Source organism: Halobacteriovorax sp. HFRX-2_2, assembly GCF_043196705.1.
Taxonomy (GTDB): domain Bacteria; phylum Bdellovibrionota; class Bacteriovoracia; order Bacteriovoracales; family Bacteriovoracaceae; genus Halobacteriovorax_A.
This window is the reverse complement of the sequence record NZ_JBEBMT010000005.1, coordinates 36,773-60,033: the sequence shown is the minus strand read 5'-3', so window position 1 is coordinate 60,033 and position 23,261 is coordinate 36,773. Positions and strand designations below refer to the sequence as shown.

General features: G+C 36.8%; 19 protein-coding genes. 15 read left to right on the top strand and 4 right to left on the bottom strand.

Translation table 11 applies throughout. The annotated features are described in order from the left end of the window. Positions 1-6: 6 nt before the first annotated feature. Positions 7-324: a rhodanese-like domain-containing protein gene (locus tag ABMA79_RS14880; RefSeq protein ID WP_392857665.1), complete on the bottom strand. Its 318-nt coding sequence runs from the start codon at positions 322-324 to the stop codon at positions 7-9. 208 nt (positions 325-532) lie between these two features. Here ABMA79_RS14880 and ABMA79_RS14875 point away from each other — a divergent pair, with 208 nt between their 5' ends. The 11 genes from ABMA79_RS14875 (at position 533) to ABMA79_RS14825 (ending at position 9,966) form a co-directional block, all read left to right on the top strand. Continuing rightward, the gene (locus tag ABMA79_RS14875; RefSeq protein WP_392857663.1) at positions 533-1,306 is read left to right on the top strand and encodes a ParA family protein; all 774 of its coding nucleotides are present in this window, start codon (positions 533-535) and stop codon (positions 1,304-1,306) included. A gap of 107 nt (positions 1,307-1,413) precedes the next feature. Next, a complete protein-coding gene (locus tag ABMA79_RS14870) occupies positions 1,414-2,295 on the top strand; it encodes a ParB/RepB/Spo0J family partition protein (RefSeq protein ID WP_392857661.1) in 882 nt (293 codons plus the stop codon). A gap of 213 nt (positions 2,296-2,508) precedes the next feature. After that, positions 2,509-3,264 carry a hypothetical protein gene (locus ABMA79_RS14865; protein ID WP_393093587.1) on the top strand — a complete coding sequence of 252 codons (756 nt, stop codon included), beginning with the start codon at positions 2,509-2,511 and terminating at the stop codon, positions 3,262-3,264. Positions 3,265-3,377: 113 nt separating this feature from the next. Continuing rightward, positions 3,378-4,640, top strand: coding sequence for a Glu/Leu/Phe/Val dehydrogenase (locus ABMA79_RS14860; protein ID WP_392857658.1), 1,263 nt, complete (start codon positions 3,378-3,380; stop codon positions 4,638-4,640). A gap of 53 nt (positions 4,641-4,693) precedes the next feature. Next, positions 4,694-5,179, top strand: a complete 486-nt coding sequence (locus ABMA79_RS14855) for a hypothetical protein (RefSeq protein ID WP_392857656.1) — start codon at positions 4,694-4,696, stop codon at positions 5,177-5,179. A gap of 47 nt (positions 5,180-5,226) precedes the next feature. Continuing rightward, a complete protein-coding gene (locus tag ABMA79_RS14850) occupies positions 5,227-5,742 on the top strand; it encodes a hypothetical protein (protein WP_392857653.1) in 516 nt (171 codons plus the stop codon). 78 nt (positions 5,743-5,820) lie between these two features. After that, entirely contained in the window at positions 5,821-6,216 is a 396-nt protein-coding gene (locus tag ABMA79_RS14845; protein WP_392857652.1) for a LexA family protein, read from the top strand. 7 nt (positions 6,217-6,223) lie between these two features. Continuing rightward, positions 6,224-7,495 (top strand): Y-family DNA polymerase, encoded by a 1,272-nt coding sequence (locus ABMA79_RS14840; RefSeq protein ID WP_392857649.1) that lies wholly within the window; start codon positions 6,224-6,226, stop codon positions 7,493-7,495. Between the two features lie 76 nt (positions 7,496-7,571). Continuing rightward, positions 7,572-8,252, top strand: a complete 681-nt coding sequence (locus ABMA79_RS14835; protein ID WP_392857647.1) for a hypothetical protein — start codon at positions 7,572-7,574, stop codon at positions 8,250-8,252. Between the two features lies 1 nt (position 8,253). Continuing rightward, positions 8,254-9,210, top strand: a complete 957-nt coding sequence (locus ABMA79_RS14830) for a DUF2817 domain-containing protein (protein ID WP_392857645.1) — start codon at positions 8,254-8,256, stop codon at positions 9,208-9,210. A 3-nt stretch (positions 9,211-9,213) separates the two neighbouring features. Further along, entirely contained in the window at positions 9,214-9,966 is a 753-nt protein-coding gene (locus ABMA79_RS14825) for an alpha/beta fold hydrolase (RefSeq protein ID WP_393056698.1), read from the top strand. On the opposite strand, the gene ABMA79_RS14820 is transcribed toward ABMA79_RS14825, so the two are convergent. From ABMA79_RS14820 to gpmI, 3 genes are read right to left on the bottom strand one after another with little or no spacing between them, the layout of a single operon-like run. Continuing rightward, a complete protein-coding gene (locus ABMA79_RS14820) occupies positions 9,948-11,519 on the bottom strand; it encodes an ArnT family glycosyltransferase (protein WP_393093584.1) in 1,572 nt (523 codons plus the stop codon). The genes ABMA79_RS14825 and ABMA79_RS14820 overlap by 19 nt on opposite strands. 16 nt (positions 11,520-11,535) lie before the next feature. Continuing rightward, a complete protein-coding gene (pfkA, locus tag ABMA79_RS14815) occupies positions 11,536-12,513 on the bottom strand; it encodes a 6-phosphofructokinase (RefSeq protein ID WP_393093793.1) in 978 nt (325 codons plus the stop codon). Positions 12,514-12,551: 38 nt separating this feature from the next. Next, positions 12,552-14,075 carry a 2,3-bisphosphoglycerate-independent phosphoglycerate mutase gene (gpmI, locus tag ABMA79_RS14810; protein ID WP_393093581.1) on the bottom strand — a complete coding sequence of 508 codons (1,524 nt, stop codon included), beginning with the start codon at positions 14,073-14,075 and terminating at the stop codon, positions 12,552-12,554. 202 nt (positions 14,076-14,277) lie between these two features. Between gpmI and ABMA79_RS14805 the strand changes: the two genes are divergently transcribed. The 4 genes from ABMA79_RS14805 (at position 14,278) to ABMA79_RS14790 (ending at position 23,188) form a co-directional block, all read left to right on the top strand. Continuing rightward, on the top strand, positions 14,278-15,051 hold the full coding sequence (locus tag ABMA79_RS14805) for a hypothetical protein (RefSeq protein WP_393093578.1): 774 nt from the start codon (positions 14,278-14,280) through the stop codon (positions 15,049-15,051). 168 nt (positions 15,052-15,219) lie between these two features. Then, positions 15,220-16,944, top strand: coding sequence for an acyl-CoA dehydrogenase (locus tag ABMA79_RS14800; RefSeq protein ID WP_393056690.1), 1,725 nt, complete (start codon positions 15,220-15,222; stop codon positions 16,942-16,944). Between the two features lie 39 nt (positions 16,945-16,983). Beyond that, the gene (locus tag ABMA79_RS14795) at positions 16,984-17,787 is read left to right on the top strand and encodes a hypothetical protein (protein WP_393063860.1); all 804 of its coding nucleotides are present in this window, start codon (positions 16,984-16,986) and stop codon (positions 17,785-17,787) included. Positions 17,788-17,971: 184 nt separating this feature from the next. Beyond that, positions 17,972-23,188 (top strand): hypothetical protein, encoded by a 5,217-nt coding sequence (locus tag ABMA79_RS14790; protein WP_393093576.1) that lies wholly within the window; start codon positions 17,972-17,974, stop codon positions 23,186-23,188. Positions 23,189-23,261 lie beyond the last annotated feature (73 nt).

The window sequence follows — 23,261 nt, the reverse complement described above, 5'->3', positions numbered from 1 at the left end:
AATAAGTTATTTGATTGGGTAACCGCTTTCGCCCCAAGCAAGGATTCCGCCTTCAAGGTTGTATAGGTCTTCAAAACCTTCCTCTAGTAGAAATTGACATGCTGTTAAGCTTCTCTTTCCACTGCGGCATTGAACAACGATCTTTTTTGACTTATCAGATAGGTGACTTCCAAATTGATTTGCGAAATCAGATAGAGGAATAAAGATTGCGCCATCAATATGGCCAGCATCCCACTCATCTTGTTCGCGACAATCTACTAAGATTAGGTCTGTATTCTTGTCCATTAAATCTTTTAATTCACCAACTTCCATAAAGTTAATCATTGTGTCATCTCCTTATATAATTGACGTTTTGGAATTTAAAACATTCTGGCCAACCTGTCACCTGAACATCCTTAAAATTGATTCCAGTTCGTGTTGCGCTAAGTTAAAAAAATGTTTTATCAGGTATTTGACGTTGCGTGATAGTTTTCTTAACATTTTATATAGATAGTCTTTTATTACGGTCAAAGGGATGACCGAGGGAGCTTACATGGAAGTTATTACGGTTGCAAATAACAAGGGTGGTGTTGGAAAAACAATGCAGTGCTACCAATTAGCGACACACTTAGCTAATAAAGGGAACAAAGTACTTGTTATTGACCTAGATTCACAGGCCAATCTAAGTTCAACTTTTAATCTACAAATTCACAGAACTCTTATTCCTGAGTGGTTAATCGGTGACGTTACAATTGAAGACGTTATGGTTCCATCAGAAGGTAAGGGAAAATTTCATAAGAATATCACTGTTATTCCATCAAGCCGTCATATGGCCAATCTTTCTAAACTACTAATCCTTTCAGAAGGTGAGATTAGAAAGGAAGCTGGTCGTAAGGAAAGGCTTATGAGACTTAGACTTGAGCAAGCTCAAGGAATGTTTGATTACGTTGTAATTGATACTCCTCCAATGCTTGGTGATGAACTTATTATGGCACTAGTTGCTTCTAATAGAATTCTTATCCCAACGCAAGCACAGGACTACTCAATTGATGGCCTAGAAGAGTTAATGGATACTTTTGAAATTATTAAAGAAACTGAAAATCCATCACTGGAATTTTCAATTATTCCATCAATGGTTAATACTAGAAGAAAAATTGAAAGACAAAGACTTGAAGAACTTGCTCAGTCTTTCAATATTACGCCACCAATTAGAAATCTTGTTCAAATGCAAGAATCAATTTCGTTAAGAAAACCTATCTGTAAGATGGGGAAAAAGTCTCGTGGTCATGGTGACTACACGGCACTTTGGGAATCATTAAATCTATAATCTATAATTTTTGAGACACATGGATGTGTTTCGCTTTTAAAGGGGCCATGTGTGTGTGACTGGCCCTCTTTAAAGGAAAACAGTCTCAACATAGGGAAGAGGAATTTATGGCAAAAGACTTTGCTCCAAGAGTTTCTAAAAGAAAAAGAAAGACAATCGATCTAACTGAAGGTCTCGATAGTAAAGTAGTTGAAAGACTATCAGGTGACCGCCTTCTTCAGGGCGCAAAACTTGATGAGGTTTTTCTAAAAGAAATCGTTGTTAAAGAACAGGTAAGAACAAAGTTTAATGATAGTTCTTTAAAAGAGCTTTCGGAAAATATTAAACAAAACGGTCTAATTCAACCGCTTGTTCTTCACAAGGATAAACTTGGTAGACTTGTTCTAATCTGTGGTGAGAGACGTTATCGTGCCATGACACTTATTAATAAAGAGAAGTGTCCTTGTTTCATTCTTGATAAGAAGTCTGAACAAGAGTTAATGGCAATTCAATTCTCTGAAAACTCTTCAAGAGAAGCGCTTCACTATATTGATAAAGCTGATGGTATTTTAAATTACCAAAAGGCAACGAAAGCAAGTGAAAGAAAGATCCAAGCTGCACTTGGTATTTCAAAATCAGAAGTACACCGTTCTCTAATGATTGCTAAAATGGGCAAGAAAATAAAGGAAGCGGCAAAAGCATTTAATATTGAAAAGTATGTTCTTCTTGAGCTTGATGCTCTTGAAAAAGGTGCTCTAAAAACTAAACTGACTAAGATGCTTTATAAAGGCGAACTAACTAAGAGAGCTGAACTTAAGAAGGCCATTAAAGATGGTGGTGTACTAAAAGCTGGTAAAGTTAAAAAGGCTCCTAAAGTTCCTAAGGGACTAACGGCAAATGCTTTCATCAAAACACTTAAGTCACAGGCAAAAACGAAAAAGCTTGATAAAGAAACACAAGCACTTCTAAACCAACTTCTAAAAGAAACTCAAAATATCGTCGATATGTAGTTAATAGATTTTAAATTTAATAAAAAGTAAGAGAGCGAGGCATAGTCCTCGCTCTTCTTTTATATTTTCTTAGCCTAAGTTTGACTCTTGGCATCACCATTGCAAGTTATAATACAGAAGAGACATTACTCAACGTAATTTAAGGGACTTATGATGGTAAACAAGGCTAAAATCTACACACACTGTTCAAAATTTATCCAATTTGGCTTGTTAGTGTTCACAATTCAGGCATCCGCAAGTGATATTTCACTTTTTAAGTCATTCAACCCAAGAGTTAAGGTCACCCAGGCCAAGGCCCGTACACCGCAGAGCTTTTATGCAGATGTGGACTATACGCCAAAGCCTGAAGAATATAAGACTTTTCTCGATTACGTCTTTGTTTACGATAGAGCAGGTGTTCTTCAGCGTATGTCTAATCACTATCAACAGCTGCAAGAGCGTGATGAATACGTAAAGAATTGGGATCTTTCAACGACAACGATGTACCGTCTTTCAACAATGGATGAGAGAAAGCGCTACTTTAATAAGCAGTTTTTAAAGTATATCGACAAGAGAATTTCAGGTTCGATTAAGGCCGCAAAGAAAGGCTCAACAATGGCCGCTGTTGGAAATATGAAAGATACACTTTCTCCAAGTTCAGAAGCTGAGCTACTTCCAAATTTTAAAGTTAAGTTTAGAGCAAAGGTTTTAAAAGGCCTTGCAACGATTAAATTTGTAAATCCATATCTCGATGCAAACACACACCTTTCTCTATCTGATGGCGTGACAATGCAATTACAGAAAAAGTTCAATGATAATCGCACGATTGCTTCGATTGATTATAACCCTGCTGGGACGACGGTAGAATTATATGTTGAACAGGCCATTACAAATAACTTAAGGGCCAGAGCGTCTTCAATCGATATGGTTGGGGGAAGTAACGCTGATCATGTGTTTCGCGTCAATTATCATGCACCATTCAATTTCTAATTAACCGAATTCGCCAAAAAAAGTCAGCTTTTGCCTCAACCAAAAGCTGGCTCATCCGTTATATTTGAAGTAAATTAGTCATTATTTTACACGCTTAACGGAGTTATTAAAAAATGAGCAATCTTCTAGATAATCCACTATACCAGGATGCCATTGCGCAATTAGAAGAATCTTCAGCGATTATGGGACTAGACCCAAACGTTGCTGACAGACTTAAACACCCAAAAAGAGCACTTCAAGTTGCAGTTCCTATTCGTCTAGATGACGGTACTGTTAAGACTTTTCAAGGATTCAGAGTTCAGCACAACATGACTCTTGGACCTGGAAAAGGTGGGGTACGTTTTCACCCAGGTGTAGACCTAGCTGAAACAGCAGCTCTTGCGATGCTTATGACTTTTAAATGTGCCCTTGTTGGTCTACCACTTGGTGGAGCAAAAGGTGGGATCTGTGTTGATCCAACAAAACTTTCTCGTCAAGAACTTCAAGGTTTAACGAGAAGATACACAACTGAAATTAATATGATTATTGGTCCAACGATTGATATCCCAGCTCCAGATATTGGAACTGACGGACAAACAATGGCGTGGATGCTTGATACATACTCACAGCTAAAAGGTTATACTGTACCAGGTGTTGTTACAGGTAAGCCAATTACTGTTGGTGGTTCTCTTGGACGTAGTGAAGCTACAGGTAAAGGTGTTGCATTCTGTGTAAACTTTGCTGCAAAGAAACTTGGAATGAATATCGATACGAATACAACTGTTGCAATTCACGGTTGGGGTAAAGTTGCTGTTCCTGCAGCACAAGACCTAAGCGCTCAAGGTGCAAAGATCGTTTCTGTATCTGATGTTTCAGGTGCAATCTATGATCCAAATGGTTTAGATATTGAAAAAGCAGTTAATTGGGCCAAAAATGGTGGCCTTCTTGCTGATATGGAAGGTGTTGAAAAGATTTCTAACGAAGAACTTTTTGCTCTTGATGTTGATATTCTAATTCCAGCTGCAATCGATGGTGTTATCACTGAAAAGAATGCTCACAATGTAAAAGCTAAGATCATTGCAGAAGGTGCAAACGGTCCACTTAATAAAGCAGCAATTGATATTGTTACTAAGAATGGTTCATTCCTAGTTCCAGATATTCTTTGTAACGCTGGTGGTGTTATCGTTTCTTACTTTGAGTGGGTACAAGGTCTACAGAACTTCTTCTGGGATCTTTCAGAGATCAATAAGAAACTTCACGACATCCTAAAAGATGCTTTCGAGAATGTTTACGAAGCTCACCAGAAATATGAAATTGATATGAAGAAGGCCGCTTTCGTTGCCGCTCTAAGAAGACTAGAGAGAGCAATGAGACTTAGAGGTCTTTTCCCAGGTTAATATTTATATGACAATTATAGGCGCGTCCTTTTAGGGCGCGCTTTTTTTTTATTATGAAATATATTGCAACACTTCTTTTTACATTCTGTTGTCTTGCTAGTGTCACTAGTGAGCTTGTTACGGGCGCTGATCGTAAAGTTTTCAGCTACGCAAAGGTGTGCGAATTCTTTGGTGTAAAAGATGCAATGTTAATGAGTAAATCTTCCTCAACTAAGATTGATTGCATGGGCAAAGAATTTGAAATTGTAAAATTCTGTGAGTCCAAATTTTCAAAAAAATTAAACTATACAAAAGCACGCTTTGATCTTGTTGATGGGAAAGTATCTTGTCACTTTTCTGATACTGTTATCCTCGAGTTGGTTTGCAAGGACAAGTATGAGAAATTTTGTAAGGATGCTAAAGGTTCATGTGAGAACCTAAAGAAAGACTTCGCTCACTCTCTAGAAGTTTCTTCAGCGATGATTCTAGAAATTTACCCACCTCATTTAAAATGTTTTTATCAGTCAAAAGCTAAGATCCCTAATTCTAGTAATTTATAATTTCTAATTCTTTCACACCTCTTGCACTTCTAGTGATAGGAGGGATTATGCACAAGCAAATGCTAGGTCTTCTACCTCTTGGAGGTAAGGGACATTTAACAGAACTTTATGGTTATGCTTCAAAGGGAGTACCCGGTCTGGAAATCGTAGGTCTTGGACCAAAGGGGAAGTCTATTAAAGAAAAATTTATTTTTCTCTCTAAGAAGTACAACTTAAAGATCTCACCGAAGCGCTATGTTCTTTGCATTGATGATAATATGGTTTTGGCCTCTTTAAGTTCTAAAGAAGAACTCTATCGCTGGCTTGAATTACCACTTTTAATTCTTTACTGGTCGATGGCCGGGGTCCTTCCTATACAAAACTTAAATGACTGTCTTTGTGCAGGAAGAATCTCAACACGAGGAAAGATCGAGCCATTTCGATTTGATGAAACATCACAGGCCTTCTTAGAAAGATTAGATGCTATGAGCTTAAAAGTAATTGCAAGCTACACTCAGGATCTTCGAGGACTTACGTACTTTATTCCTCTTGATGAGATCATAAAGTTTCCAGATGCTTCATAAGTTACTGTAATTATTTGCCATATAGGAAAGTAATTCTTTTGCTTGTGCGTAAGTTATGCGTAAGTTATACTAACTTTCATGGAAAAGAAAATTAGAGCAAAACTACCGATTGCAAATTGTGGACTCTTTGGAATCAGTGAGGATCACATACAAAATTATCAATCTTTAGATGATCGTTTTGTACAGAATCGTTCTGCGACATTTTTCTTTGAAGCACAAGGTGACTCGATGGAGCCACTGATTATGCCCGGTGACGTCCTGGTTATCGATCGTTCTTTAGAAGTAAGGAGTGGTCGAGTTGCCGTGGTTTATCTGGACGGAGAGTTCTTGTGCAAGAGATTCATTAGACAAGATGGGGAAACCATTTTGCGCTCACACAATCCTCTGCATCGAGACATTATCATCTCTGAAGAGATGGACTTCTTGGTGTGGGGGCCAATTGTGGCCGTGGCCCGTGACATGAAAGAGTTGTGAGGCCTTTATGGAAAAAGTGTATGCGCTGGTGGACTGTAATTCCTTCTTCTGCTCTTGTGAAAGATTATTTCGACCTGGATTAAGAAATAAACCTGTTGGTGTCTTATCAAATAATGATGGGTGCTTTGTCTCTCGCACTCCTGAGCTTAAGGCCTTGGGAGTAAAAATGGGGGACCCATACTTTAAAGTAAGGAGGCTTTGTGAGTCACACAATGTTCATGTTTTTTCTTCTAATTTTTCTCTGTATACAAATATCAGTGATCGGGTAATGCACGTTCTCGCAACCTTCGCTCCATCGATTGAGATCTACTCTGTTGATGAAGCCTTTATTGATTTAACTGGTGTAAGCGGAGATTTAAACGAATACTGTCAGCGTATTCGCCAAACAGTTTTTCAGTGGACTGGGATTCCCGTTAGTATTGGTGTTGCACCAACTAAGACTCTTGCGAAGGTGGCCAATCATATTGGCAAAAAATCACAGAAGGCCCAAGGTGTCGTTTGTATTTTAGATGAGAAGTTGCAGGATATTGCTCTTCAGCGCACACCGATTGAAGACGTTTGGGGAGTCGGAAGAAAGAATAGTATTAAGCTTAAAAGTATTGGTGTGAAAACAGCATATGATTTTAAGAAATTTAAAAATACTCATGTTATCCAAAAGCTTCTAACAAAATTAGGGCGTATGACCCAAGATGAACTGCGAGGAATTACTTGCTTTGAGCTAGAAGAGGCCCAGCCTAAGAAGAAGGAAATTCTTTGTTCTCGAAGCTTTAGCTCAAGTGTTGTGGACTTAAAAAGTTTACGAGAGTCAGTAGCAAATTATGTCACAAATGCTAGTGAGAAGATGCGTAACCAGCAAAGCCTATGCTCAACAATTGAAGTGTTTTGCTTAAGCGATCCACATAAGGTTGATCAAACTCCTTACTATGGAAGAGATAAGGTAAAGCTTCTTGGCCCAACAAGTGACACAAGAAAAATTATTAAATACGCATGGGCGGCCCTTGATGATCTCTTTCGCATGGGAGTCTGCTTTAAGAAGGCCGGGGTTAAGTTAGGAGAGTTTTCTGATTCAGAGATTGTTCAACAAAGTCTCTTTGAAGAATTGGATGATCCACGAAGTGTGAAACTAATGGAAGTTATTGATAAGATAAACCGACGAGAAGGCAGCGGCATGGTTAGGTCCATGGCATGTGGAGTCGACAATCAAGCTTGGAAGATGAGACGAGAGATGGTTTCGCAAAGATATGTAACAGGTTGGGCCCAGCTACCAAAATGCTCATAGTTATTTCGAAAAAGAGTGCGCAGCGTTAGTCATGACTATTATTGCCTTTGGTCGAAGAGGTGACTATAATGGCGAAATGAGCATATTTAAAGACAAGATTAATATATTTGAAGCAGTAGTGTTAACATCAATCGCCCATATGGTAATTTTTGGGATGTATTTTGCAAGTGCAAACCCAGAGTGGTTTTCGGGTGTCTATACCGTTGAGGATGGATTCTTAGAAGTACAGCAGGCCATCTATTTATTACTTGTTTCATTTGTCTGTCTATGGCGCTACTTTAAGTTAAAAGGTACGAAGCCAAAGTTGTTCTCTTTTGCACTTCTTGGATTTGCTGCCCTTTTCTTCTTTGGGTTTGGAGAAGAGATTGCTTGGGGACAGAGAATTTTCAATGTTGCAGCACCTGAGTTCTTTCAGCAGTACAATACGCAAAATGATATTACACTTCACAACTTAAAGTTTGGTGACTTTAAAGTTAATAAAATTATCTTTGGTCTTATCATTGGAATTATCGTTGGGGTTTATGTATTAATTCTTCCGTTCTTATATAGAGCAATTGGATTTATTCAATACCTCGTTGATGACTTTGCCGTTCCTGTTCCAAAGTTAATGCACTCATTCTTTTACCTACTAATGTTTATCTTAGTAAGTCTAATTGATCATGGTAAAAAAGGTGAAGTTGGAGAGCTTGTAGGATGTGCAATGTTCTTCGTTATCTTCTTATTCCCTTATAACGACAAGACTTTCCAGAGGTCGTAAGATGAAGGACTTCGATGAGTTAAATGCCATAAGCGAGTTAACTAATATCGAAGATCCTCTAATTCGTTGTCGAGAAATTACCCGAATCAGTCACGAAGGTGATAGCTACCCAATTCATAGCTTTGAAATTGGCAGCACTGATACTAGTGCTCCTGTTCTAGGTTTATTTGGTGGTATTCACGGTCTTGAAAAAGTCGGTACTCAAGTTGTCGTGACATATCTTTCTTCACTATTTAAGCAGCTTTCTTGGGATGAAGAATTAAGACGAAGTCTAGAGAAATTTAGAATTGTATCCATTCCTCTGATCAATCCATGGGGGATGTATCACCACCGTCGCTCTAATCCCAATAATGTTGATCTCATGAGAAACTCACCATCACGAACTCATGAGAAGACTAAATTTCTACTTTCTGGTCATAAACTCTCAGAGAAGCTTCCTTGGTATCAGGGAAATAGCGAGCAAATGGAGCATGAACTTCAAACCCTTGTGGACTATGTGAGAGAGCATATCTTCTCTTCTCAACGTGCCATCTCCGTGGACTTTCACTCAGGCTTTGGTCTTAGAGACCGTCTTTGGTATCCATATGCTCGAACGCTTACGCCATTTAAGCATATAACGGAAATGGAGAATCTAGAGTACCTATTAAATGAAACTCATCCTCATCATATTTACCGAGTTGAGCCGACTTCTGAGAGCTATACGATTCAGGGTGATGCTTGGGATTACCTATATGATGAGTATATAGCGAAGAATCCAGACGGAGTTTATCTTCCGTTAACCCTTGAGATGGGAAGTTGGATTTGGGTTAAAAAGAATCCATTACAGATTTTTAGAAGAGGAGGTTTATTTAATCCTCTCAAATCTCATCGTTATGATCGAACGATGAGAAGGCATATTATGTTAATCAAATTTCTCTTTCGAGCTGTTGGAAGTTCAAAGGCATGGGTGAAAAGGTAAGTTATGAATTGGTTACTTCTTAGGGGCTTAGCAAGAGATAGTCGTCACTGGTATGAATTTCCAGAATATGTGGAAAAAATGAAGGGCACACAAAAGGTCTTTGCCATTGATTACTTAGGTGTTGGTAGCAAGAACGAAGAGAAGTCTCCTTTAAAAATTTCTGATTATGTGGAAGATATGAGAGATGAATGGCTCAAGCTTAAAGAAGAAAATGAGGGCCCATGGAGTGTTATTGGTATTTCAATGGGGGGAATGATGGCCCTCGATTGGTGTGAGCGCCACGCCGATGACTTTGAGCATGCGGTTCTTTTGAATACTTCAACGAGTGATTCTGGAAAGATCTATCACCGTATGTCTATTGAGGCCATGAGAACGTTTTCAAAACTTGTTTTTAATAAAGATCACCGCGAGCGTGAACGAAAGGCCCTTTCATTAACAGTTAAAATGAAAGAGTTATCTGATGACTTACTTGATGCTTATGCAGCTTACTTTGAAGAGAGGCCACTTAATCGAGTTAACTTTGTTAGACAATTAATTGCGGCGTCTCACTATCGTCTTCCAAAGAAAATAAAGGCCGATATTTTATTACTTGCAGGAAAACAAGACAAGCTGGCAAATTATAAATGTAGTGTTGAAATTTCAAAAAGGCTTGGTGCCACGCTTGAACTTCACGAACAAGCGGGACACGATTTACCTATTGATGATCCGGAGTGGATCATAAAGAAGATTGAAGAACATTACTTTGATAGTAAGTAAACTTCCTCTTTTAATGGTTCATAAGAGCGTGCTTTAAGCGCCGCCTTAATATGAGGCCACTTTACTCTTCTTTTCCATTTTTGCCACTTTGCAAGAGTTCTAAGATCCTTGCGATATTCAAGTGGAGTTTTTGATTCAGCAGTAATCACAACGGCATTCTTCTTTTCTAAGAAAGTTGCAATTTGACTATATTTAATCGGCTCAACATTCATCTCTAATGTTTGTTCATGAAAATATGAACGACGATCTACTAGTGCCACTGTCTTATCTTTAAAAAGGCCATGAGCGGCTTGTGGAACTGGTAAAATATAGAATTGTGAAGCAACAACTGACCAAAGAAAAATTAAATAAAGTCCCATTGTATTGAAAGCAATAAGCATTTTCTTTTTGAAAATAAAAATATTTGTCACAATAATAAGAGAAACAAATAGTAAGTTAGCAACGATTGTTACTCCATCCGAAAAATACAGTAGGAGAAAACCAACGGCCAAGAAGAGTAGGTTGATTGGTAAGAAGATTAAAAGAATACCTTTTGCCTTCTCTCTAATGGTCTCTAGGTCAATTTGTAATAGCATAAACGCCATTAAAAATGGAATCGATGGGATTGCATAGTGATGCGATCTTTGTGATGGAATTAACCAAGTGATAAAGAAACATAGAAAATGGACAAAGAAGAAATATGTTTCATCATTTAGGACTTTGAAATTCTCTCTAACTTTCTTCCAAGCAAATGGAAGAACAAGTAGCCATGGTAGTGCATATAGAATAAGGCCCTGGAATACCTTAATCATTGGCATTGGCTTTTGATCAAATTTTCCAACATTTTCTCTTACAAAGAAGTAATTAAAGAATTCTTCTCCATAGTTTAAATAACTAATGAAGTACCAAAGACAACTTAGGACTGTAATTGAAAGAAAGTAGAAAAAGCACTCTTTAATGATAAAGCGCTTTTCTTTCTTGAATAAGAAGACTTGATAAAGTGACATGGCAAGAAAGCTCATGACAATTGTAACAGGCCCTTTTATTAGCGCAGCTGCTGCTCCAAAGAGAACTGCCCAGATAAAGTATTTCTTTGCTTTTGTTTTTAAGTAGTCAAAAAGAAAGAGTGAACTAATAAATGGAAGAAGCGATAGTGATGTCTCCATCATAAATGTTCGGCCAAACTTGATTGCACCATAACTTCCTAAGAAGAAGGCAAGTGACAAAAGTGGTTCAACACTAAATCTTCTCTTTAACCAAACTGCCGCTAAAATTCCCAGGGCGATTGTTAAAAATGCCATAGAAGCACGAGCGCCTGTTAGAGACGATTCTCCCATTAGTACATAAATCGGAAACGGAAGCCAGAAGTGAACTGGTGGTTTCGACCAATGTCTTTCTCCGCGGTAGTGAGGAGTCATTATATTATTTGTGTCATACATCTCTTGTGAGATCTGAACATATAATGATTCAGTTCCTTGCCTTGGAGCACTGATATTTCCAATATCCCAGAAGTAGAGAATTGAAAAAAGGAATGTGAAAATAATAAATAATTTTTTATTTGAAATATTTGTCATACTTTTAAACTTCGTTTTATTTTGACAGGGTTCTTACCATGTCTACGTATTTTTCTTCCACTTCAAATTTCTTACCAAGACACTTCTCTAAGTCCTCGATAACAACTTGACCATTTTGTTCAGCAGTTACAATTGCAGTCTTTCCTTCAAGTAGCGATTTAACTGCAAGGTGTCCCATTTGAGTTGCAATAAAGCGGTCACGCCCCGTTGGGTTACCTCCACGCTGGATGTGCCCAAGGATACAAACACGAGAATCAATTTTATGATCTTCTAATAGTTTGTTGTGAACATAGTGTGAAAGACCTTCAGTCTCACCTTCGGCAGCGATAATGATTGAAGAACCTTTTCCACGTTTTAGTCCACGTTTAATATCTGCGGCAATTGTATCAACATCGACATTACTCTCATCTTGAATAGGGAAGATGATATTTTCAGCACCAGTACAAAGACCGACGTGTAGAGCAATGGCCGGTGACTTACGTCCCATTACTTCGACAATAAAAGTACGATCATGAGAGTGGGCCGTATCACGAATCTTATCCACTGCTTCGATTGCCGTTTGTACAGCTGTATCAAAACCGATGGAATAGTCTGTTCCTTCGATATCATTATCAATTGTTCCTGGGATTCCAACGACTGGAACACCATGTTCCTTGTGAAGCTCCCAAGCTCCATTAAATGATCCATTTCCACCGATAACAACTAGTGCATCAATATTCTTTCTTTTAAGAATGTGGGCAGCTTCTCTTCTAATCTCTGGTTGCATAAATTCAGGGCAACGAGAAGTTTGTAGAATTGTTCCACCTTTTTGCAGAATATTTCCCACACTTGCAGCATCCATCTTGTGTTGTGAGCCTTCAAGAAGACCTGCAAATCCACGACGAATTCCGTAAATTTCAATATCATTTGCAACACAAGTACGAACAACTGCTCTAATCGCACAGTTCATTCCTGGGCTGTCGCCCCCGCTGCAAAGGACAGCAATTGTTTTAATCGACTTTACATCTTTTTCAACTTCGCTCATAAATATTCCTATTCAAAAATATGATGGCCAGTAAAACTCGCTGGACGATCAATCCCCATAATATAAAGACACGTTGGAGAAACATCCATTAGTGAATGGTCTCCTGGTGCAATTGTAAAAGCTTTATCTTTTAATGCGCTATTAACAACACAAAATGGTACAGGTGCTCCTGTGTGTGCAGTATGTGGCGTTCCATCTTTATGTGTCATTTGATCACTATTACCGTGATCGGCTGTGATAACAATTGTGATATTTTCCGCAAGGCACTTCTCGACTAATTTCCCAACACATTCATCCAATGTCTCAATGGCCTTAACTGCCGCTTCATACTTTCCTGTGTGACCAACCATATCTGAGTTCGCAAAGTTTACAACACTAAAGTCAAAGTCACTTAATTTTGCAATTAATTGCTCTGTTACTTCTGGCGCACTCATTTGTGGTTTTTCATCATAAGTCGAAACTTCTTTAGGAGAAGGAATAAGAAAATGCTCCTCATTTGGAAATGGCTTCTTCTCTCCACCATTAAAGAAGAATGTGACGTGTGCATACTTCTCTGTTTCAGCAATCTTTAACTGCTTCTTTCCTATGCTACTTAAGTATTCAGTCATTGTTCCCTGAAGTTTCTCTTTATCAAATAAAATTGGAAGCTCCATTTCATCAGGAATGAATGGTGTCATACAAAGAAACATGGCCGGAAAGAATGGCCTTTCAAACTCAGTAAACTCTGGATAGTTAAATGCCATTGTTAACTGAATGGCACGATCTGGTCTATAATTAGTAAAGAAGACGCAGTCTCCTTCTTTAATAGCATAGTTCTTACTAAAGAGAGCTGGTGCCACGAACTCATCTGTGCGGCCAGCTTCATATTCACTATTAAGGTAATCAAGAGGTGATAAGTCTGTTACTTCACCATAGCCTAGGAACATATCGTATGCTTTCTTAATTTTTTCCCAACGGCGATCGCGGTCCATTCCAATTGAGCGCCCTTGCATAGAAGCAAAGTGTGATCCTTCAAAATCTACGATCTCTTTTAGATACATCTCTCCACATGCCGGTGGTGTATCTCGTCCATCCATAAAAGCATGTAAGAAAACTTCAATGCCTTCTTTCCTAAGGCACTTAATGATTTCTTTTGTATGTTCAATATGTGAGTGAATCCCACCATCAGATAAAAGTCCCATTAAGTGGATTCGATTGTTATTCTTCTTTGCAACGTCGATGAGCTCCTTTAGTTTAGGTAGTTCACCAAAAGTATGATTCTTAATTGACTCATTAATACGGACAAGGTCCTGGCGAATTGCTCGACCAGCTCCAAGATTCATATGGCCAACTTCAGAGTTACCAACAACTCCCTTTGGTAGACCAACTAAAACCCCACCTGCTTGGATTGTTGTATATGGATAATCTTTAAACAGTCCGTCCAAAACTGGAGTTTTTGCATCTCGAATCGCGTTCTTTTCTGTGTTTTCACTGATTCCAAAGCCATCTAAGATGATTAGAAGGGCCTTTTCACTAATATTTTTGATCGACATAAATATTTTCCCGTTAAAAGCTTGTTCAGTCCTTATTCTAATACTACCCAAAGATTAGACAAAATACTCTATCGTGTTCACTTTTTAAACACCACGACTTTCTAAAGGACTGTAATCTCATCTTAAAACTTGGCACACAACTTGTATATATATAGGCAAATACTTTAAACACACACAAACACAGAGAATATTGGAGATTACTATGAAACTTAACCTTAAGAACACAATACTTTCAGTTATTGTTCTAGCTTCGCTTGTCAGCTGTGGATCTGATAGTGGAGGTGGCGCTGGAGGTAACCTCAACTATGGAAATTTCCCTGCAGGCTCAGCAAGTGAATATGTTGATACAGCAAGAGGTCTACCAAGCAGCCTTAGTAGTGCTGATGAACTATCTCAAGCAATTGTGAATAATAATTTTGGTACACCTAGCATGGCCGGTTATCAATACGGTATTTATACAGTTAGCGATTTTAACTCAGCAAGTAATAGTAATTCACAAGACTGTGATGACTTCGAAATCTTTGGTTTATCGCTTGGGACTATTTGTACTTCATCGAATACTTCAAGTAACAATAGTAGCTTAAGTGGTTATCGAGGATTAAATAATGATGGAACAATTGCACGTAGTAATGCAGGAGCATCTATTGATAGTGGTTTTGGAGCAAATATCGCTTCTTTAGCGTCCTTCTTGGCAAATAAAGTTCAAGAGTCAGATGCTAATAATGGACTATTTAAATATGTTCAGACGTACTATGGAGCAGGTTTCGTATCTTACAAAGATAATATGTGTAACGATGCAAACTGGGTTGGAAACAAGTTTAATGGAAATTATAATTTTTGTAACCAAGTTGCTACAGCTTACTCACCAGTTTGGATGATCACTGTTAACAGTAAGAAAATGATTATCGATTTACGAGGCTCACTAATGAACCAGCCTGTTGTAAGAGCTACAAGCGTTGGAGTTTCTGCTTACTAATCAATAAAAAACGACTTTAAATTTATACCTGACAAAAAAGCGCGGCAATGTCTGCGCTTTTTTATTAAATTTAACCTAATTTACTCCGGCTATTTTGTGTCTACACGTGCATGAAATCTGAACATCCATTATAATAGAACTGTTTTAGTATTAAAAAAGGACTATTATATGGCAAAGTATCGTACAGATTTAATGGATGTGAATTTCAATCTATTTAAAGCGTGCAAAATTCAAGACGAAGCAAGCGAGCTTGGGTATGGTGAAGCTGATTTAAAAGATATCCTAACTCAATTTGATAAATTCGTTGAAAATGAAATTTATCCAACTCGTCAGATCAGTGATGAGATTGGCGTAAAGCACGTTGATGGAAAAGTTATTGTTCCAGAAGTTTTTCACCAAGCAAATAAGGCCTTCTATGAGAATGGTTGGTATGCACTTGGTTATCCTGAAGAGGTTGGTGGAATGCCAGCTCCTCACGCAATGAAAGTTGCATGTACTTCAATGGCAATTGGTTCAAATGTTGCGTGGTCGATGTACTACGGACTGTCTCAAGGTGCCATGAATGTAATTCTTAAGGTTGGCTCTCAAGAGCAAAAAGATCTTTTCGTTACCAAAATGATGACAGGAGAATGGGGAGGCACGATGTGTCTTACTGAGCCTGGTGCGGGATCTGATGTTGGAAATGCAAACACGACGGCAAAGCCTCTTGATAACGGAAAATATGCAATTAATGGTGTGAAGATCTTCATCTCTTCTGGGGAGAGTGATCTTTACGAAAATAATATTCACCTCGTTCTTGCTAGAACTCCAGGTGCACCAGAAGGAACAAAGGGACTTTCTCTATTTATCGTCCCACGCTTTAACGTTGAAACTGGTGAGTCAAATAATGTTAAGTGTACGAAGCTTGAGCACAAAATGGGAATCCATGCACAAGCAACTTGTGAGCTTACATTTGGGCAAGATGGTGAGTGTGTTGGTGAACTCATTGGGAAAGAGTTTGATGGAATGAAGAATATGTTCATCATGATGAATGAAGCAAGACTTCTTTGCGGACTTCAAGGTGAAGCACAGTCAAATCTTTGTTTTGAATTAACTGAGCAATATGCAAAAGAGCGCTCTCAATTTGGTACTGAGATTATTAATATGCCAGATGTTAAGAGAATGCTTCTTAAAATGAGATCAACTGGACGCGGGCTTAGGGCCTTGTCTCTTTATACGGCAAATCTATTTGATAAGGCCGAAAAGGGTGATGAAGAAGCGGATAAAGAAATCGCTCTATTCACTCCAATCTGTAAAGGGTTCTGTACAGATGAAGGTGTGAATATCGCCAGCGATGGTGTTCAGGTTCACGGTGGTTATGGTTATTGTACAGAGTATGGAATTGAGCAGTTTATGCGCGATACAAAAATTGCGACAATCTATGAAGGAACAAATGGAATTCAGGCCATCGACTTTGTCATGAGGAAAATCCTAATGGATAAGGGTGAAACATTCTTTAATGTTGGTAAGAAGATTCACGCAACAATGAATAGAGAAGAAGCGAAGGCTTATCCACACGAAGTTTCAATGATTGGAAAATCAATGGAAATGAGTGAAGAAGTTGTGAAGAAATTTGGTTCTTTCATGGCAGCAAAAAATCAGAGTGCAGTACTTGCACATGCAACTGATTTCTTAAGCTATTGTGGAAACCTTGTTGTTTCATGGTTACTTCTTGAACACGCTTGTATTGCTCAAAACGAGTTAAAGACAGCAACAAGTGAAGAAGAGAAGAAATATTATCAGTCTAAAATCGATGATTTTAAAGTTTTCTGTCAGTACCAATTAACTAGAAATATTGGACTCGCACATAGTGTTTTAAACTTCGAGGAAGATTTAACTTCGATTAATGTTTAATTAAAGATTAAGCACAAGGGTATGTGAGAGATGGAAATAATGGAAAAAGGTGTCGACCTATTTAATGAGGCGACTCGTGGTAGTACAGACTACTACAAAGACAATGTTTATATTATGAAGAAAAAAGGAGAGTATGCTCCTTTAAGCTTCATGAAGAAGAAAGTTGAAGGCTTTGATGAGGAAGGCTTACTGAGCCGTGGTTTTATCTATGACTCCTTAGAGCTTGTAGGTGATAAAGAATTTTTAGAATGGTATGAAAAGCAATTCTCTCGCAAGATGAAGAGAACTCATGCTAAGCAAGTTCTAATTATTCACTTACCAGATAATAAAAGAATTTTTGATGCCATTGAAACAGTTAATAAGGTTTATGACATCCTTCGTGATGAACGTATTATCTTCAATGGTAAGAAGCTCCCTGTGCAGTTAGGTGAGTGGTACGCAAAGTGTATCTTCGGACTAATGCAGAAGAAGTCGACTTCTCAACGTGGCTTTGATTTCTACGTTGGTGAAAAAAGAATTGAGGTTGTCGTTCACTGGGGTGATCAAACTTCACCAAAAGGTGTAAAGGTTAGAAAGTCACTTTGTGATCTCTCTGCAAGTGTAATTATCATTTATCTTGCACGTAATTTTATGATTAGAGATATTTGTCTCTTGGACTCAGACTACGTTCTTAGAAAGTTTGCAGGAAAAGGACATACCTTATTCTTAAAAGATTCTGATATTGGAACATACTTCTTTTCTAAGTCGACAAAGCATAAGGATAAAGTCGTAAATAAGAATGCTCTTCTTAAATACGCCCTTCCTAAGCTTGCGATGAATCTAACTGAATTCTTAGAAAGCTAAGATCTAATTAATAAGTGAAATGGGCCTAATATAGGCCCACTTTTCTACTTTAACCTATTGAAATTACATCTGTTTATGTTTTTGACATCATTGTAAGATGTTCAACTTTGGCCATGGTCGTTTTTTATTGAGTTATTATTTATCTAAGAGATAAATAGCTAATAATACAACGGAATTAAGGCCAATGTTTAAGATCCTGACTTTAATATTAATGATTACTTTTAATAGTTACGGATTTGTATCTACTGAAAACTCTAATGAAAATCAAATGCAACTCTTTGACCAGGCTTCATCAACGGGTGATGCCATTGTTGGTTTTCAAATTCCAATTCAAAAAAGAACTGAGTACATAAGACAAAATATTGGATTTAATTATAATTCAAGGTTTCAAAATAACCTTGGTTATGGAGTTGGATTTACGATTGATTTGCCATATTTAGAAAAGAAGCAGGGTAGAGAAGGATACACACACATTCTTCATGATAAAGGACAAACGTCATATTTTAATAGTAGTGATGGAAGTGAATTATTTCACAATACTTTTGCAAAGCTTGAATCTCATTCAGGTGTTTTAAATTATAGAAATTTAAAGGGGAACAAACTTACATATCCAAATGGTGATATTAAGTTATTTGATGTGAATACAGGAAAGCTCATTTATGAAAGATCATTCTATGTAGGACACGAAATATACTATAAATGGGATCAATCACTTTTACTTGAAATTACATACAATACTGTCAAAATAAATTTTAACTACGAGGATTGCGAACTATTTAGCAGCCAAAAATATCGAAGCATTCCATTTGTATATGCTGGTGTCTTAAGTCAAAGTCGCAAGTGTCTTAAGACGGTTGCTTACGATGTGGATGAAAGTCAGAGAAATTTTATTAGTGGTCGCCAAGACATAAAAAAAGCTATTAATTTTCGTTATGACCAAGGTTATTTGATAAGTGCTGGCTGGGATCGATTCGTTGTTAATAAGCATTTTTACGATAATGTTTTTTTCACAGGAACATATGAATCATTTTCTAGTGATGATGTGTATAATAGATATTCTTGTGTCACAGATAAACAGGTGTATGACGAATCAGAGCTTCTTGATGGGAAGTATGAATACAAAAGAGTAACAGGAAATGATATCCTAGCGATTGTTCCAGGACGAAAGGCAAAGGTTTATACACGAAAAGAGCTGTTTAGGCTTCTTAATGTAAAGTCTATTGATGAGTACACTAAAGGTGAAATAAATCACGGAATTATTCTTCCTGTGCAACATAATGACGATGGAATCACAGACTTTATAACTATTGAAACAAAGGATGCTTGGCGTACTAGTATATATGTTAGCTTAGGGATACTTGGAAAGAATGGTTATGAGGTAGGAGATAAGAAGTTATTATTTGAGGATTATGACTACTTTGATATTGGACAAGTGAAGTATCAGTACCCAGGAGATAGACGTTTAGTTGAAGATGCAAGTCTTATTCCTGTTAATATTAACAGTGACGGTTATACTGATTACTTGCTTTGTAATTCACAAAGGAAAGGTGAAGTTTTCTTATCATACTTTAGCAATAGTGAAGTTAAGTACACAAAAAGAGAGATCGGTTTTATATGCTCAAGAGGAACAATTGTTACCGATGTAAATCGTGATGGTGTTAGTGATCTTGTTACAGATAATAAGTTCTATGTTGGGAATGGCGGAAATGCTGAATCTTTTTATAGCTATTCGGATCTAAACTATAAGTTAAAACTTGAAGATTATTTCAAGTTAAGAGAAAAGAATCAACTTGATAATATTAATGAGTTTGTATCAGTTAATTATAGTCAAATCTCTGGAGAGGTAGGCTTTCGTCGTCAAGAGGTATTGAGAAGACTCCAAAATGATTTAAATAAATTCAAAAAAGAGTTTAGAAATAATAATATTAGATTTGGAGAACATGGGATTCCTTATGCTGCCGGACATGGAGCAACTGTAGCTTACGACATTGACGGAGATGGGGTTTTTGAAATCTATAATGGTCATGGTGGATATAAGAAATGTAATTATGTTCCAACTTTAAAGCTGTTGAAAAATTACAAGTTACGAAATAAGGCTAATTGGAGCTTAGACTATACTAGTAAAAATGGTAGATTTACACTTTCAAAGATGAAGAATGTTGATTCAGAACTAGAATTTTTATTCTCATATGAAGGTCAACTTTCGAGTAAGTTTAGAAAGAGATTTGAATCATTTCGTTCTGTGAAAACAAAAGTTTCAAATGGAAATAAGAGTAAATTCTTTTTTAAAGAGTTTGCTCAAATCGATATTGGCCCAAAATTTGAAACTTATAATGCTTACTCTTCTCAGTGCCTAAAACAGCCTTGTGATGGTATTTCCAGTTTTGAAGGAAGTTATAATACAGTAAATAAAGTGTCGATTTCATTTAATAATAAACCTTACTTCTACAATGAGTTATCCATTTTAGGTCGCTCAAGTAAGGAAGGTAAAACTTACGAGAAGGTTGAGACTAAGCTTGAAGATTTAGAATTACAAGATTGGGGTATTCGTAAGTATAAGAAAGTTATAAAACAAATAAGAAACGAAGACATAAAAGAATTTACGTTATCTCAAGTATTTAATTCTATAAATGGAAAAGTATATTTAGTAGAGTCGATTGAAGCCGATCCTTTAAGGCTAGCAACACCAAAAATTTGTACGAATTACTCAATTAGAAGAAATAACTTAGAGATGATCACTAAGAAGGTTAGTCTTTGTGATGACAAAGTATTACTGAATGAAGTAACTAAGAGGAACTCTCTAGGGGAAGTTGAGTCGGTCTTTGATGGTACTATTAAAGTTGAAACGAAAAAATCAGTTGAAAGTGGGTTATTAAAATATACGACTATTACAACGGATCGAAATAAGCAGCCTGTAGATAAAATTGAGGATCTATATAATAACTACGGTGATCGCTATATTACTCGTTCATATGACCTTGGGTGTGGTTTAGATTGTTTATATGAAATGGAGAGATTCTCGTATAATGACTTTAGTGAGTTAGCTGACTCTATGACTGAAGACAAAACTACTTACTACTACCAAAAGCAACATGGACAATTATTCTCTAGACAGCAAACACTTATCTACAGTGATGATGCACAAGAAAGTTCTCATTTATTTATTGGTACCAATCGTCAAAAAAACTATCTTGATAGTCTGATAACTAAGAAGTCTAAAGTCGTAACTGACCTATATGGCAATGAGACTCAAAGCTACGACTTTTATCATGAAAACTTAGTGTTAAATGGGATTTTCGAATTTGATGAATTCGGAGAGAAGAAGAAGTTCTATTTTGATGGCTACAATTTAGAAACGAAAAAGAGACAAGTCTTTCCTTTAAGGGAGTACACAAATGACTCTCTTGGCAGAGTTTTAAATATTGAGAATGTTGAACGTAATGAGAATGAAGTTTTCAACTATGTTGAAAATAGGTCGATAAAAAAACTTCCTTCTGCAAAAGAATTTGAAGTATCGACAGGTTTAAAGAATGAAGAATATAAATTAAAGCACGACAACGGTACTTTTCAGAGATCATATTTAATAAATGGCCTTGTTTCCTCTTATGATAAATTTACATATGGTTATGATATATTCGATAAACCATCTCTCGCTTACTATGATGGTGCTTTAATCTATGAAGCAAATAGAACTAAGTATGAAACAAAACATAATAACTTCATTGAAAAAATAGACCATGAAATGAGAATTTACGAGTTTAATGGTGCTAATAATAATGTTGAATATACATATGATGCTGTCGGAAATCTCACTTCATTCCAAGCGGGAGCTGAATTCTCAGTAAAATCTCAGTTTAAGCATAATTTTAAACTAAGAAGTGAAATTTCAAATAATGAACAAAATTTCAAAATGTCTTTTAAGTATGATGCTCTCGGAAATAACCGTTTCTTTGTTATGGATAATAGTAAATCTTATCAGTCTTGTTTCTCTGAGAGACGGCTGTCACGTATCGTTTCACCTATTTCATGGAGTAATCAAGAATATAGTATTTGTAAGGATCAGTATGCAAAGAAAGACACTTATTTAACCTTTGTCGATGGAATTAAGTATGACGGTCGTGCAAAGATGACTGAATTAATGATTGATGATCGTAAAACTTTGTTGAAGTGGAGCTATGGTCCAGAATTTAGAATTGAAAAAATCGAAAATAATTTCTTTTATGAGACTTACTCTTATAATGAGGACAATCTTATCGTTTCTCGTATAACAAAGTTTTCTGACGGATCAAGTAAATCAGAAAAGTATAATTATGATGGTGCTAACAAGCTAATTACTTCCCTAAAGCCTTCAATTCAAAGAGATGAGTTAGGACGTATTAAAGAATATAACAACTTAAAAATTAAATTTAATAAGAACTCACCTGTTTCTATAGATGAAAAGAGTATCTCTTATAGCCGTTATGGCGATATTTTAGGTGTTGGGAATGAGTATTATTACGAAAAGGATACACATCTTATTGGCGATGCTCTAGTTCGCTATATCTACAATGATGGTAGATTAATTGGTGCATTTGTTGTTAAAGAAACAGGTCATCGTCGAAGACCTTACAAAGAAGAGTATTTTCATATCCTAACTGACTGGAGACATAGTGTAAGAGCAATTATGAATGACAGAGGTGAGATGCTGTCTTATTTTGATTACTCAGCTTATGGGGACTTAACAGAAACAGTTGTTAAAAAGTCAGAAAATGCTCAATATATTCGCTATCGCTTTGCTGGTATGGTTATGCCAAGAGGAGCAAAAAATTATTATGTATCTGACTCTAGAATTTATTTAAGTGAATTAGGTGAGTGGGCCAACTTGGATTATATGAGCATCCTTTCCCCTAAGACGTTTTCTGGGATTAATCTAGACGACGGAAATGGGGTTCGATACTCGAATGGTGATCCTGTTAACTCCATTGATCCAACAGGCTTTAATGCTATAGAAGCATCAAGACCCGTTGATATACCTATTATTGGAAATCTTACTGCTCATCGTGTTTTATTTGTTGGTCAACCAGGCAGTGATACATTAACTAAGATTGACTTAGTTCCGAAAACTACAGGGGAAGTTCTTTTATCTGCTATTGGTGCTCCTGTGAGAGGTGAAGTACGTATAAAAGAAGTATCCAGAAATTCATTAAAGGGTTACTCTATTGATAAAACTCATGTTGGTAATAAGGCATTTGATAAAGCGATACTTGATAAAGCAAGCGAGCTTCAAGGCAACTTTGATAACTTTGATCGAATGTATCATGTTCTTGGTGCTTTTTCGGAGACTGGTTTCCAAAATTGCATTGGTGTAAGAAGGGAATTAGTAGATCAAGCTGTGGATAGAGAAAATGTTAAAAGTCATTAATACAGTAATTATTTTTATTCTAACGACTGTAATCGTTACGAATTTGCTTTTTAGCCTCTTTAGTTCGAAACAT